This window comes from Streptomyces sp. NPDC090106 (assembly GCF_044747265.1).
Classification (GTDB): Bacteria; Actinomycetota; Actinomycetes; order Streptomycetales; family Streptomycetaceae; genus Streptomyces.
This window is the reverse complement of sequence record NZ_JBIVDS010000002.1, coordinates 195,527-209,829: the sequence shown is the minus strand read 5'-3', so window position 1 is coordinate 209,829 and position 14,303 is coordinate 195,527. Positions and strand designations below refer to the sequence as shown.

11 protein-coding genes are annotated in these 14,303 nt (G+C 71.3%); 9 read left to right on the top strand and 2 right to left on the bottom strand.

The annotated features are described in order from the left end of the window. Positions 1-118 precede the first annotated feature (118 nt). The 6 genes from ACIPSE_RS06395 to ACIPSE_RS06370 all read left to right on the top strand — a co-directional run bounded on the left by ACIPSE_RS06395 (position 119) and on the right by ACIPSE_RS06370 (position 6,380). Positions 119-1,330, top strand: coding sequence for a pyridoxal phosphate-dependent aminotransferase (locus ACIPSE_RS06395; protein WP_401658053.1), 1,212 nt, complete (start codon positions 119-121; stop codon positions 1,328-1,330). 77 nt (positions 1,331-1,407) lie between these two features. Next, complete coding sequence (locus tag ACIPSE_RS06390) at positions 1,408-1,827, top strand: hypothetical protein (protein WP_401658051.1); 420 nt, start codon at positions 1,408-1,410, stop codon at positions 1,825-1,827. 213 nt (positions 1,828-2,040) lie between these two features. Continuing rightward, positions 2,041-3,117 carry a hypothetical protein gene (locus tag ACIPSE_RS06385; RefSeq protein ID WP_401658049.1) on the top strand — a complete coding sequence of 359 codons (1,077 nt, stop codon included), beginning with the start codon at positions 2,041-2,043 and terminating at the stop codon, positions 3,115-3,117. Beyond that, a complete protein-coding gene (locus ACIPSE_RS06380; RefSeq protein ID WP_401658047.1) occupies positions 3,114-4,277 on the top strand; it encodes a toxic anion resistance protein in 1,164 nt (387 codons plus the stop codon). Before ACIPSE_RS06385 ends, ACIPSE_RS06380 begins: the two co-directional genes overlap by 4 nt. Beyond that, on the top strand, positions 4,274-5,812 hold the full coding sequence (locus ACIPSE_RS06375; protein ID WP_401658045.1) for a substrate-binding domain-containing protein: 1,539 nt from the start codon (positions 4,274-4,276) through the stop codon (positions 5,810-5,812). Before ACIPSE_RS06380 ends, ACIPSE_RS06375 begins: the two co-directional genes overlap by 4 nt. After that, positions 5,799-6,380 carry a hypothetical protein gene (locus ACIPSE_RS06370; protein WP_401658043.1) on the top strand — a complete coding sequence of 194 codons (582 nt, stop codon included), beginning with the start codon at positions 5,799-5,801 and terminating at the stop codon, positions 6,378-6,380. The genes ACIPSE_RS06375 and ACIPSE_RS06370 overlap by 14 nt, the downstream gene beginning before the upstream one ends. A 172-nt stretch (positions 6,381-6,552) precedes the next feature. Here the strand turns inward: ACIPSE_RS06370 and ACIPSE_RS06365 are convergent, their stop codons facing one another. Continuing rightward, complete coding sequence (locus ACIPSE_RS06365; protein WP_401658041.1) at positions 6,553-8,385, bottom strand: phosphoenolpyruvate carboxykinase (GTP); 1,833 nt, start codon at positions 8,383-8,385, stop codon at positions 6,553-6,555. A gap of 373 nt (positions 8,386-8,758) precedes the next feature. On the opposite strand from ACIPSE_RS06365, the gene ACIPSE_RS06360 reads away from it, so the two are divergent. From ACIPSE_RS06360 to ACIPSE_RS06350, 3 genes are all read left to right on the top strand, one after another. Further along, on the top strand, positions 8,759-9,472 hold the full coding sequence (locus tag ACIPSE_RS06360; RefSeq protein ID WP_401658039.1) for a hemolysin III family protein: 714 nt from the start codon (positions 8,759-8,761) through the stop codon (positions 9,470-9,472). A 138-nt stretch (positions 9,473-9,610) separates the two neighbouring features. Next, a complete protein-coding gene (locus tag ACIPSE_RS06355; RefSeq protein ID WP_401658037.1) occupies positions 9,611-11,155 on the top strand; it encodes an MFS transporter in 1,545 nt (514 codons plus the stop codon). An 11-nt stretch (positions 11,156-11,166) separates the two neighbouring features. Continuing rightward, a complete protein-coding gene (locus ACIPSE_RS06350; protein WP_401658035.1) occupies positions 11,167-11,793 on the top strand; it encodes a TetR/AcrR family transcriptional regulator in 627 nt (208 codons plus the stop codon). A gap of 441 nt (positions 11,794-12,234) precedes the next feature. On the opposite strand, the gene ACIPSE_RS06345 is transcribed toward ACIPSE_RS06350, so the two are convergent. Beyond that, positions 12,235-14,271, bottom strand: coding sequence for a thioredoxin domain-containing protein (locus ACIPSE_RS06345; protein WP_401658033.1), 2,037 nt, complete (start codon positions 14,269-14,271; stop codon positions 12,235-12,237). Positions 14,272-14,303 lie beyond the last annotated feature (32 nt).

The following is a 14,303-nucleotide window of genomic DNA, read 5'->3' as shown; positions in this document are numbered from 1 at the left end:
GATTGTAGGCACGGCGGGGCCCAGGGGACAGCCACCGGCGATATCCGCACAAACCTCCGCGTCTCACGTGATGGGAAACACCGCCCACGCGCCGTTACCGGGCCGTAAGCTCCCAGACATGCAGGTGATCCAGTCGACCAAGCTCTCCAACGTCTGCTACGAGATCCGGGGCCCGGTTCTCGAGGAGGCCATGCGGCTGGAGGCGGCGGGACACCGCATCCTCAAGCTGAACACCGGCAACCCGGCCGCCTTCGGCTTCGAGTGCCCGCCGGAGATCCTGGAGGACATCCTCCGCAACGTGTCCTCGGCCCACGGGTACGGCGACGCCAAGGGCCTGCTCGCCGCCCGCCGCGCGGTGGTGATGCACAACCAGACCCTCGGCATCGAGACCGACGTCGAGCACGTCTACATCGGCAACGGCGTCTCCGAGCTGATCGTCATGGCGATGCAGGGCCTCCTGGACGACGGCGACGAGGTCCTCGTCCCCTCCCCCGACTACCCGCTGTGGACGGCGGCCGTCTCCCTGTCCGGCGGCACCGCCGTGCACTACCGCTGCGACGAGCAGGCGGACTGGATGCCCGACCTGGCCGACGTCGAGCGGAAGATCACCGACCGGACCAAGGCCCTGGTCATCATCAACCCCAACAACCCGACCGGCGCCGTCTACGACGAGGCCCTGCTGCGCGGGCTGACGGACATCGCCCGCCGCCACAACCTCCTCGTCTGCTCCGACGAGATCTACGACAAGATCCTCTACGACGGCGCCACGCACACCCCGACCGCGAAGGTCGCCCCCGATCTGCTCACCCTCACCTTCAACGGCATGTCGAAGGCGTACCGGGTGGCGGGGTACCGGGTGGGCTGGATGTCGATCTCGGGCCCGCGCGCGCACGCCGACTCCTACATCGAGGGTCTGACGATCCTCGCCAACATGCGGCTGTGCGCGAACATGCCGGGCCAGCACGGGGTCGTCGCCGCGCTCAGCGGCCGGCAGACCATCACCGACCTGGTGCTGCCGGGCGGACGGCTGCGCGAGCAGCGCGACACCGCCTACGAGCTGCTCACCCAGATCCCCGGGGTGAGCTGCGTGAAGCCCAAGGGCGCGCTGTATCTGTTCCCGCGGCTGGACCCCAAGGTCTTCAAGATCAAGGACGACCGGCAGATGGTCCTGGACCTGCTGCGGCAGGAGAAGATCATGGTCGTCCAGGGGACCGGCTTCAACTGGAGCGAGCCGGACCACTTCCGGGTCGTGACCCTGCCGACCGCCCGTGACCTGCGGGACGCGGTGACCCGGATCGGGAACTTCCTGGACGGCTACAGCCAGCCCTGACCAGATCTTTGGTTCGCTCAACTTTAGACAGAATCTAAGCTAGGATGGCTTCCTGACAGCTCAGGAGGCCCCCTCCCATGTACGAACCGATCCGCACGAAGTCGGTCCACAGCACGATGGCCGGCACCCCCTCCGACTTCCCCCACCGGTCCCGTGAGGAGGAGCTGGACATCCAGCTCGCCGGGCATCTGGCCGCGCTCCTCACGGTCACGGACGAGTTGCGCGCCCTGGCTCCGTCCGCCGACCTGGACACGGCCGCCGACCGGCTCGCCGAGCAGGTGACCCGGCTGCGGGGAGGAGGCGCGCCGGTCCGGGCGACGGCCTCCGGCGGTGGTGAGGGTGACGGTCGCGCCCTGCACGAGCGGGCGCACATGCTCGCCGGGCGGGCCCTGGTCGTCGCGGCGTCCCGCGCGGACACGGCGGTGGCGATCCTGACCGCCGAGCGCATGGACGCCCACGCGGCGGCCCTGGACTCCCGGGAGCTCGCGACCCGCTGAGGGTCCCCCGCGGGGCCCCTCCCCCTCGAACGGCCCCGGTCCGTGTGCACCCGCAGCGACGCACGGACCGGGAGCCACTGGCTCCGCGCAGACCTTCGCCGTCGTGCCCCGCACCCCTCGGGGCACGTGCCGTTGCATATAGGGACTGGCACTACACCTGGCGTTCACCCTTTTCCGTAAGGAATGTTGAGTTCCGCGAGCACTCTGCTCGGTGTGAGACGTATCGCAGGAATCGTCCTCGCGGTTCTGCTGATCGGTGGCGTGGTGGCCGCCGTCGTGGCGGGTCGCGACAGTGAGGACAAGGGCACGGCAACGAAGACCGTGCGAGGTGTCATCGGGTCCGAGAAGGCGGAGTTCTTCGCCGACCCGAAGGTGGTGAAGGCCCTGGCCGCCAAGGGCTACACCGTGCGGGCCGAGACCTCCGGGTCCTGGGCCATGGAAGGGCTGGACCTCGAGGGCTACGACTTCGCCCTTCCCTCCAGCCAGGCGCCGGCCGCCGAACTCGCCGCGAAGTACAAGGTCGGGGGCACCCTGCCCCGCCCCTTCTACTCGCCGCTGGTCGTCGTGGCGCACAAGAACGCCGCCGAGGTGCTCGCGGGCAACGGCCTGGCCGCGCTGGACACCGAGCACCGGGGCGTGTTCCGGATGGGCGCCTATCTCGACGCCGCCCGCGCGGACCGCACCTGGCAGCAGCTCAAGGGCGCCGGGAAGTACGGGGAGCTGACAGGCACGCTCTACGTGTCGAGCACCGACCCCGAGAGCTCCAACTCGGGCGCCCTGTACCTGGCCGCCACCTCGTACGTGGCGGACGGCGGGAAGGTCGTCGCCGGTGACGCCGAGGTCGCGAGGACCGCGCCGCTGCTGCGCAAGCTGGTGAGCGTGCAGGGCGCCCAGCAGTCCAGCACGGACGCGGCGTTCCGGGACTTCGTCAGCGGGGCCGGCAATCCGCTCGTGCTGGTCTACGAGTCGCAGGTCGCCTCGCTCCTCGCGGACGGACAGCACCCCGACGACCTCGTCGTGCTGTACCCGGACACCACGGTCACCAGCGACCACACCGTCGTCCCGCTGACCGAGGACGGCAAGACGCTCGCCGGACTCCTCTCCACGGACGAGGAGCTGCGGAAGCTGGAACTGCGGCACGGATTCCGGCCGCAGGGCGAATCCGCCGCGTTCACCGGCGCGGCCGGCTATCTCAAGCAGGAACTGACCGGCGTACGCCAGGCTCCCGTGCCCACCTCCGAGGTGCTGCACGAGCTGGCGCGCCGCGCGACGGGGGGCGACACCGCATGACCGACGACGACTTCACCCTGACCCCGCCCGAGGCCGTCGAGGCCGTGCCCCGGGAACGGGCCGGCGGCCTGGTGCCCGTGGACGACTCCGTGCGCACCGGCATGGCGCAGAAGGCGACCGAGTACGTGGCCTCGCTCGCCGTGCTCGACGCGCGCTCGCCGGAGTTCGCGGGCAAGGTCGGCGAGATCACCGCGCTGGGCGCGGGCGAGATGCGGGGCGCCGCCGCGCAGTCCAACCGGATGCTGGAGCGGACCGTGCGCAGCCTGCCCGGCAAGGGCGGGGACGCCCAGTCGAAGGTCGCGGGCTCCCTCGTGGAACTGCGGCGCGTGGTCGAGGACCTGGACCCGCGCGACCTGCCCGCCGCCAAGGGGCGCAGGTTCCTGTCCCGGCTGCCCGGCGGCAACAAGCTGCGCGACCACGTCGCCAAGTACGCCTCGTCGCAGGGCACGTTGAACCGGATCGTCGGCTCGCTGCGCGGCGGCCAGGACGAACTGCGCCGCGACAACGCCGCGTTGCAGACCGAGCGGGTCCGTCTGTGGGAGACGATGGGCAGGCTCCAGGAGTACGTCGTGCTCACCGAGGCCCTCGACACGGCCGTCGAGGAGCACATCGGCGGCGTCGGCGACCCGCAGCAGGCGGACCATCTGCGCGCCGACATCCTCTTCCCGGTCCGGCAGAAGCACCAGGACCTGCTGACCCAGCTCGCGGTGTGCGCACAGGGCTATCTCGCCATGGACGTCGTGCGCCGCAACAACGAGGAGCTGATCAAGGGCGTCGACCGCGCCGCCACGACGACGGTCTCGGCGCTGCGCATCTCGGTGATGCTGGCGTCCGCGCTGGACAGCCAGAAGAAGGTCATCGACCAGGTCAACGCCCTGCGCGGGACCACCGAGGACCTGATCCGGGGCAACGCCGAGATGCTCTCCACGCAGAGCGGCGAGATCCAGCGGATCGCCGCCGACCCGGCGGTGGGCGCGGAGACCCTGCGCTCGGCGTTCCAGCAGATCTACCGCACCCTCGACGCCATCGACACCTACAAGGTGCAGGCGACCGAGGTCATGGCGTCGACCGTGGAGTCCCTGACCTCCGAACTCCAGTCCGCCACGGCGTACTTGGAGCGCAGCCGCACGCAGGGCGCGCTGGAAGGGGGACTCGCGTGAGACTCCGCCTGACGGCTCTGCTCTGCACGCTCCTGCTGGCCGCCTGCTCCGCGCCCCAGGACGACCCGGCCGGCACCGGCCCCGGGACCAGGGAGCCGGGCACCCTGCGCGTCCTCGCCTCCAGCGAACTCGCCGACATGACCCCGGTCCTGGAGCGCGTCGCGCAGCAGACCGGCGTCACGGTCCGCCCCACCTACATGGGCACCCTGGACGCCGTCGACCTGCTCGCGAGCGGCAAGGCGGACGGCGCCTACGACGCCCTGTGGCTGTCCTCCAACGACTATCTGCGGCTGCGCCCCGACGCGGCGGCCAAGGTGGTCTCGGAGACCCCGGTCATGGCCAGCCCGGTCGCCCTCGGCGTCAGGACCTCCCGACTGGCGTCCCTGGGCTGGGAGCCGGAGCACGTCACCTGGACGCAGATCGAGGAGGCGGTGCGGGCCGGGAAGCTGACGTACGGCATGACCGACCCGTCGCGCTCCAACTCCGGCTTCTCCACGCTCGTCGCGGTCGCCTCCGCGCTCTCCGGCGCCCAGTCCGCGCTGACGGACGCGGAGGTGCGCAAGGCGGCACCGAGGCTGAAGGAGTTCTTCAAGGGGCAGCAGCTGACGTCCGGTTCGTCGGGCTGGCTGGCTGCGGCGTACGAGCGGCGCGGCACCGTCGACGCGCTCCTCAACTACGAGTCCGTCCTCGAGGGCATCGACGGTCTGACCGTGATCCGCCCCACCGACGGTGTCGTCACCGCCGACTACCCGCTGTCCTCCCTCAGGTCCACGGACACGGAGACCCGCGGGGAGGTGGCCCGGCTGACGGAGTCCCTGCGCTCGCCCGGGACACAGCGGCTGATCACCGACCGCACCCACCGCCGTCCGGTGGTCGCCTCGGTGGCCCCCGCCGCCGGTCTGGACACCTCCCGGCGCCGTGAACTGCCCTTCCCGGGCAGCCGTTCCGTCGCCGACGGGCTCCTGGACTCCTACGAGAACGAACTGCGCCGCCCCTCCCGGACCGTGTACGTCCTGGACACCTCCGGCTCCATGGAGGGCGACCGGCTGGACGGCCTCAAGAAGGCGCTCACCGGGCTCACTTCGGACTTCCGGGAACGCGAGGAGGTCACGCTGATGCCGTTCGGCTCCGACGTGAAGAGCGTGCGCACCCATGTCGTCGACCCCGCCGACCCGGACTCCGGCCTCGACGGCATCCGCGCCGACACCAGGGCCCTCAAGGCCGACGGCGACACGGCGATCTTCACCTCCCTGGAGAAGGCGTACGGCCATCTGCGCGCCGACCGGGACACGTTCACCTCGATCGTGCTGATGACGGACGGCGAGAACACGGCGGGCGACGACGCGGCGGAGTTCGACGACTTCTACGCGGGCCTCGGTGCCGGCGCCCGGCAGATCCCGGTCTTCCCCATCCTCTTCGGCGACTCCGACCGGGGCGAACTGGAGCACATCGCCGACCTGACCGGTGGCCGTCTCTTCGACGCCCGGCAGGGCTCGCTGGACGGAGCCTTCGAGGAGATCCGTGGCTATCAGTAGGTATCTGGAGTCCCGCAAGAACATCGCGGGCAGCGTCTGCGGCCTCGCCGGCCTGGGCCTGACCTTCGCCGGGGTGGCGGGCCCGTACTGGCCGGTCGTCGTGGCGGGCCTGTACGGCGCGGGCGCGCTCGTCGCCCCGCCGGAGCGTCCCGCGCCGCCGGACTTCCCGGACGCCTCGGCCCAGCTGGACGCCGTCCGCGCCGACTTCGAGAAGCTGTGCGGCTATCTCGCGGAGGTCGACCTGCCGCCGGCCGCCGCGGGCGCCCTCACCGAACTCACCGAGCTGCTGGGCGCGTTGCTGGAACCGGGCTGGGTGACCGACCCGGAGGACGTCCACCTGCTCTCCCGGGCGGTGCGGCAGGACGTGCCGGAGGCGGTCGACACCTTCGTACGGACGCGGTGGTGGGCGCGGATGACGCCGGGGCAGGAGCCGCCGGAACGTCATCTGGAGCGGCAGCTGGGCCTGTTGCGCGAGGAGGCGGAACGGGTGGCGACGGCGTTGCGCGAGGCGGAGGCCCGGCGCCAGGAGACCCATACCCGGTATCTCCAGGACCGCCGGCGTCCCTGAGGACACGGCGAAGGCCTGCCGCGCGTCCCCGTCGGGGCGGACGGGGACGCGCGGCGGGCCCATGGCCCCGCACGCCGTTGTACGGAGCCTCGCCGGTCAAGCGCCGCGGCCGGCCGTGACGATACAGCTGGTCAGGGCACGATCGGAGCCGACCGCGGCGGTCCGGGAGGGGTCAGCCCAGGCGCTCGACCAGCGCCCGGTACTCGGCCCACAGTTCCTTCGGCGTGTGGTCGCCGAACGTGTTCAGGTGCTCGGGCACCAGCGCCGCCTCCTCGCGCCAGACCTCCTTGTCGACGGTGAGGAGGAAGTCGAGGTCGGCATCGGCCAGTTCGAGGCCGTCGGTGTCCAGGGACGCGCGGGTCGGCAGGACGCCGATCGGGGTCTCGACGCCCTCGGCCCGGCCGTCGAGGCGCTCCACGATCCACTTCAGGACGCGGCTGTTCTCGCCGAAGCCGGGCCACACGAACTGACCCGCGTCGTTCTTGCGGAACCAGTTGACGTAGTAGATCTTCGGGAGTTTCGCCTGGTCCTTGTCCTTGGCGACGTCGACCCAGTGGCCCATGTAGTCGCCCATGTTGTAGCCGCAGAACGGCAGCATGGCGAACGGGTCGCGGCGCAGCTCGCCGACCTTGCCCTCGGCGGCGGCGGTCTTCTCGGAGGCGACGTTCGCGCCGAGGAAGACCCCGTGGTTCCAGTCGAAGGACTCGGTGACCAGCGGTACGGCCGTGGCGCGGCGCCCGCCGAACAGGATCGCGGAGATCGGCACGCCCTTGGGGTCCTCCCACTCGGGCGCGATGATCGGGCACTGCGAGGCGGGCACGGTGAAGCGGGCGTTGGGGTGGGCGGCCGGGGCGTCGGAGCCCGGCGTCCAGTCCTGGCCCTTCCAGTCCGTCAGATGGGCCGGGGTCTCCTCCGTCATGCCCTCCCACCAGATGTCGTTGTCGTCGGTGAGGGCGACGTTGGTGAAGACGGAGTTGCCCCACAGCGTCTTCATCGCGTTGGCGTTGGTGTGCTCACCGGTGCCGGGCGCGACGCCGAAGAAGCCGGCCTCGGGGTTGATGGCGTAGAGGCGGCCGTCCTCGCCGAAGCGCATCCACGCGATGTCGTCGCCGATGGTCTCGACGGTCCAGCCGGAGACGGTGGGCTCCAGCATGGCGAGGTTGGTCTTCCCGCAGGCGCTCGGGAAGGCGGCGGCGACGTACTTGGACTCGCCCTGCGGCGGGGTGAGCTTGAGGATGAGCATGTGCTCGGCGAGCCAGCCCTCGTCGCGGGCCATGACCGAGGCGATGCGCAGGGCGTAGCACTTCTTGCCCAGCAGGGCGTTGCCGCCGTAGCCGGAGCCGTAGGACCAGATCTCGCGGCTCTCGGGGAAGTGCGAGATGTACTTGGTCCGGTTGCAGGGCCAGGGCACGTCGGTCTCGCCCTCGGCGAGCGGGGCGCCGAGCGTGTGGACGGCCTTGACGAAGAAGCCCTCCTCGCCGAGTTCGTCGAGGACCGGCTGGCCCATGCGGGTCATCGTGCGCATGGAGACGGCGACGTAGGCCGAGTCGGTGATCTCGACACCGATGGCGGACAGCGGCGAGCCGAGGGGGCCCATGCAGAAGGGCACCACGTACATCGTGCGACCGCGCATGGAGCCGCGGAACAGACCGCCCTCGCCCCGCGCGCCCTGGAAGATCTCCCGCATCTCGGCGGGGTCCTTCCAGTGGTTGGTGGGGCCGGCGTCCTGCTCGCGCTCGGAACAGATGAAGGTGCGGTCCTCCACGCGGGCGACGTCCGTCGGGTCGGAGGCCGCGTAGTAGGAGTTGGGGCGCTTGATCGGGTCGAGCCTGCGGAAGGTGCCCTTGGCCACCAGCTCCTCGCTCAGCCGCTCGTACTCGGCCTCGGATCCGTCACACCAGACCACGTTGTCCGGCTGGGTCAGCTCTGCGATCTCGTTCACCCACGAGATCAGTTCCTGGTGCTTGGTGGGGATGACGGGGGGAGCCGCGATGTCGCGCGCCACGATTGCTCCTTGATGAGGGATTTTTTGTTGGAGGCCCCGTGGGGGCTGCGGCCCGGATGCTTCTTCGGTGGTGACCCTGGCGCTCATCCGGTGCCGACCGCACTCATCTGATCATCCGACGCGAGTGCCCATCTGTCCAGAAGGCCTCACACCTGAGCGGCGTGAGGATCGCCACGTGCCGGAGTGTTGCCAGTCGTGCACTTTGGGTTCACCTTTGGGCGCACTTGACGGTCCCTTGACCGGCGGGCCGGACGCCGGGCCCCGGAAGCCAGGAGTCCGCCGACCTCAACTGCCGTGAGATGATGGCCACTCTCGGCCTGTTCTCAGCACGCGCTCATCCGCAACTTACGGTTCCGTAGGTACGATGCCGGTCATGACTGCGTCCGCCTCCGACGCGCCCACGGACTCGCCGGCCGCCGGCCGCGGTCCCGTCGCGCTCTCCCTGCCGCACGAGATCAAGCCCAGGCTCCGAGGCTGGCTGCATCTCGGCATGTTCCCGGCCGTACTCGTCTCCGGCCTGGTGCTGACCGCGCTCGCGGACTCCACCCGGGGCCGAGTCGCCTGCGGGATCTACGTCCTGACGGCCTGCCTGCTGTTCGGCGTCAGCGCCCTGTACCACCGGGGCAACTGGAGCCCCCGCATGGACGGCATCCTGCGACGGCTGGATCACGCCAATATCTTCCTGATCATCGCGGGCACCTACACCCCGCTGACCCTGCTGCTCCTGCCGGAGACCAAGGGGCAGTGGCTGATGTGGGGCATCTGGGGCGCGGCCCTGGCCGGGATCGTCTTCCGGGTGTTCTGGGTCGGCGCCCCGCGCTGGCTCTACACCCCCTGCTACATCGCGATGGGCTGGGCGGCCGTCTTCTTCCTGCCCGACTTCATGCGCACCGGCGGGATCGCCGTCCTGGTGCTGGTCATCGTCGGCGGCCTCCTCTACAGCGCGGGCGGCGTGATCTACGGCCTCAAGCGCCCGGACCCGTCACCGCGCTGGTTCGGCTTCCACGAGGTGTTCCACTCCTTCACGCTGGCGGCGTTCGTCGTCCACTACGTGGGGATCTCGCTGGTCGCGTACCAGCACGGATAACCCCGCACGAGCACTCCCGCACACCCACTCCCGAGGGCCACGGCTTGCGAGCCGTGGCCCTTTCGCATGCCCGGAACCCACCCCCCGAAAGCGCATGCCGATTGACAGTCAGTGGTTTTTGAGAGTTACTTTCATTTCATGGTTGCTGTCACGCACACGCCCGACCCCCGCCGCTGGTGGGCCCTCGGCGCTCTCGTCGCGAGCATGCTGACGCTCGGCTTCGACATGACGATCCTCAACGTGGCCCTGCCCACGATGGCCGCCGACCTCGGCGCCACCACCAGCGAGCAGCAGTGGATGGCCGACTCCTACGTCGTCGTCTTCGCCGCGCTGATGCTGCCCGCGGGCCTCCTCGGCGACCGCTTCGGGCGGCGCCGGATGCTGATCACCGGGCTCGCGGTCTTCCTCGCCGGCTCCCTGGTCGGCGCCCTCGCCTCCGACGTGAACTGGGTCATCGCGGCCCGTGCCGTCATGGGCGTCGGCGCCGCCCTGGTCACCCCGCTCGCCCTCGCCGTCCTGCCGTCGCTGTTCGCACCCGAGGAGCGCACCAAGGCCGTCGGCATCGTCTCGGCGGCCTCCGCGCTCGGTCTGCCGCTCGGCCCGATCATGGGCGGCTGGCTGCTGAACCACTTCTGGTGGGGCTCGGTCTTCCTGATCAACGTCCCGATGGCGGCGATCGGCGTGGCCGCCTGCGTCTTCCTGCTCCCGGAGACCCGCGACCCCTCCTCCCCCGAGGTCGACACGGTCTCCACCGCGCTCACCGCGACCGGCCTCGGCGCCCTGATCTACGCGATCATCGAAGCCCCGACGCGCGGCTGGGGCGATGCCCTGGTGCTGGGGATGTTCGGCGCGGCGCTCGTCCTGCTGGCCGCGCTGGTCCTGCGGGAACGCCGGCAGACCCGCCCCATGCTCGACATGTCCCTCCTCGGCCACCGCGGCTTCCTCTTCAACACCCTCGCCGCGACCCTGGTGATGTTCGTCCTGTCGGGCCTGCTGTTCGTGCTGCCCGTCTACCTCCAGGCCGTCCTCGGCCACGACGCCCTCGGCACCGGCGTCCGTCTGCTGCCGATGATGGGCGGCCTGCTGGTCGCCTCCCGGCTCGCCCCGCGGATCGTCACCCGCTTCGGCGCCCGCGCCACGGTCAGCGGCGGCCTGGTCGTCCTGGCCTTCGCCGCGCTGCTGGCCAGCCGTACGACCGTCGACTCCGGGTACGGCTTCACCGCGCTGTGGCTGTCGGTCACCGGCCTGGGCTTCGGGTTCTCCCTCATCCCCGCGATGACCGGCGCCCTGGACACCCTGCCCCGGGACCGCGCGGGCAGCGGCTCGGGCCTGCTGATGACACTGCGCCAGGTCGGCGCCGCGATCGGCATCGCCCTGCTCGGCAGCCTCCTGTCCGGAGCCTTCCGGGACCGGCTCGATGTCACCGGGCTGTCCGCGCAAGCCGCCGACACGGCGGGCGAATCCGTGGTCGCGGCCCACCTGGTGGCGGCGCGGACGGGCTCCGCCGACCTCCTGGCCTCGGCGAACGACGCCTACGTCCACGGCATGAGCCTGGTGATGCTGGTGTGCGGCGCCGCGGCCCTCGTCGCCGCCCTCCTCGCGGCGGCCCTGCTCCCCGGCACCGCACGCGGACGGACGGACGCCGGCACCCCTGACGTGGCTGAGGCCCAGGTGGATGCCTGACAATGACGTCCATGACGCCCGCACGCACCGCTGACTCCACGGACGTTTCCCGGCTGGGCCTTCGTGAACGGAAGAAGATCAAGACCAGGACGGCGATCCGCGACGCGACGTACGCGCTGATCGAGGAACAGGGCTACGACGCCACCACGATCGAGCAGATCGCCGAACGCGCCGAGGTGTCGCCGTCCACGGTCTTCCGCTACTTCCCCACCAAGGAGGACATCGTCCTCACCGACGAGTACGACCCGGTCATGCTGGAGGAACTGCGCGAGCGGCCCGCGGACGAACCGTGGATGGACTCCGTGCGGTACATCATGCGCAAGGCCATCTCCGTCTCCGACGAGATGGAGGAGGTCACCCGCCTGCGCGCGCACCTCATGGTCCAGGTCCCGGCGGTGCGCGCCCGCATGCTGGAGAGCATGTCCGTCACCGGCAGGCTCCTCTCCCAGGCCGTCGCCGAGCGCACCGGCCTGGACCCGGAGGGCCTGGAGGTCCGGGTCTACACGATGTCCCTGATCGGCGGCCTCGCGGAGATCTACCAGTACTGGGCGGAGAACGGCATGTGCGAGGACCTCGCCGGCCTCCTGGACCGGGCCCTCACGGTCATGGACGAGGGCCTCCCGGCGAAGACCCTCTGAACGCGACGGTCACGGCCTGCCCCACCGGACCGCCCGCCTGGATCGGGACACGGTGCGCCCCGATCCGGGCGGGCGGGTCCGTGCCGGGCGGGCGGGTCCGATCCGTGCCGTGCCGTGCCGGGTGCACGACGCCGGAGAGACCGTGACCGACCAGCCGCTGCGGCACCGGGCGACGCGTCAGGGCGCCTCGCGGCAGAAGACCCGACGGCAGCGTCCGGAACGGCGACGCGCCGGACGCACGGGCCGGGGGCGACGCCTGCCCGTCCCGGTCGGGCAAGGTCCGGTGCGCGCGGCTGCCCGGGGGTGTCGGCCACCGACGACAGCACCACAGATGCACGGACCGGACCCGCACCCCGGCCCGATCCGATCCGATCCGTTCGACCCAACGCGACCCGAGCCGACCCGACCCGACCCGACCCGAGCCGAGCCGAGAGCGGGGCCCTAGACCACCTCGACCCCCAGCGCGGCGCGCAGCCGGTCCGGGTCCGTGGTGGGGGCGTCGCAGGTGAAGTTGCGGCAGACGTAGGCCGTGGGGCTGCCGTCGACGAGCGGGCGGTCGGCGAGCAGGGGGAGTTCGTCACCGCCGGGCACGCCCACGGCGACGACCGTGCCCGGCGCGGTGCCCAGCAGCGCCGTACGGTGCAGGCTCCGCGTGTCCGGGTCGTCGAGCGCGGGGCCGACGACCGCGACCTCACGCGGCCCGTCCTGGAACGCCTCCGCGACGGCGAGACCCCAGCCGATGAACCGGGGCACGCGCGGCCCGAGCGACTTGACGACGCCCAACGCCCGCTCGGCGGCGGCCCGATGGGGTGCGGCGCCGGTCTGGGCGGCGTAGCCGAGCAGCGCGCCGGCCGCCGCGGTCCAGCCGGACGGGACGGCGTTGTCGGTGGGGTCCTGGGGACGCCGGATGAGCCGCTCGGCGTCGGCCGCCGTGTCGAAGAGCGCCCCGGACTCCGCGTCCACGAACCGGGCGAGCACATGGTCGAGCAGGAACCCGGCGAACTCCAGCCAGACCCCCTCCCCGGTCACGGACGCCAGCGCGAGGAACCCCTCGGCGACATCGGCGTAGTCCTCCAGCACCCCGGAATGGGCCCCGGCCCTCCCGTCCTTGCTGGTCCGCGCGAGCCGCGCCTGCTCGTCCATGTGCAGCCGTACGAGGAGGTCGGCGGCGCCGACGGCGGCCTCGACCAGGTCGGGCCGGTCGAAGTAGGCGCCGGTCTCGGCGAGCGCGGCGATCGCGAGCCCGTTCCAGGCGGCGACGACCTTGTCGTCCCGGCCCGGCGCGGACCGCTCACCGCGCGCCGCGAGCAGCCGCGCCCTGACCGACGCGATCCGCTCCGCGTCGAACACGCCCTCCTGTTGCGGGAGTTGCAGCACGGACGCGCCCTCCTCGAAGGTGCCCTCCTGGGTCACCCCGAAGTACTGGGCGGCGAGTCCGGCGTCCTCCCCGAGCACCTCGGCGAGCTGCTCCGGCGTCCACACGTAGTACGCGCCCTCGACGTGCCGGCCACTGCCGTCGTCGCTGTCGGCGTCCAGCGCGGAGGCGAACCCGCCCTCGTTCGTGCGCAGTTCACGAACCATGAAGTCCGCGGTCTCCAGCGCGACCCGGCGCGCCGGTTCGGACCCGGTGGCCCGCCACAGGTGCGCGTAGACACGGCACAGCAGGGCGTTGTCGTAGAGCATCTTCTCGAAGTGGGGCACCACCCAGTCGCGGTCCACGGAGTAGCGGGCGAAGCCGCCGCCGAGCTGGTCGTAGATACCGCCGCGGGCCATGCGCTCGCAGGTGTCGCGGGCCATCTGCAGGGCGCCCTCGGCGCCGGTGCGGGCGTGGTGGCGGAGCAGGAACTCGATGACCATGGACGGCGGGAACTTGGGCGCCCCGCCGAATCCGCCGCGCTGCGGGTCGTACTCGCGGGTCAGGCCGAGGAGGGCTGCGGCCAGCTGCTCCTCGCCGGGTGGCTCGCTGTCGCCGTAGGAGATCTCCCGTCCGGCGAGATCGCGGACGATCTTCCCGGCGACCTCGGCGACCTCCTCGCGCCGTTCGGTCCAGGCCTGCCGGACGCCCTGGAGGACCTGCCGGAAGGAGGGCATGCCCTGGCGCGGCTCGGGCGGGAAGTACGTGCCGAAGTAGAAGGGTTCGGCGTCCGGGGTGAGGAAGACGGTCATCGGCCAGCCGCCCTGCCCGGTGGCCGCCTGCACGGCCTCCATGTACACGGCGTCCACGTCGGGGCGTTCCTCACGGTCCACCTTGACGCTGACGAAGTGCTCGTTGAGGTAGTCGGCGGTCTCCTGGTCCTCGAAGGACTCGTGCGCCATGACATGGCACCAGTGGCACGCGGAGTAGCCGACCGACAGCAGGACGGGCACATCACGCCGTTCCGCTTCTTCGAACGCCTCAGGCCCCCATGGCCACCAGTCGACCGGGTTGTCGGCATGCTGAAGGAGATAAGGCGAGGTCACACCAGCCAACCGGTTCATACGGCTCAGCCTCTCACAGCGTCCGCCACGAC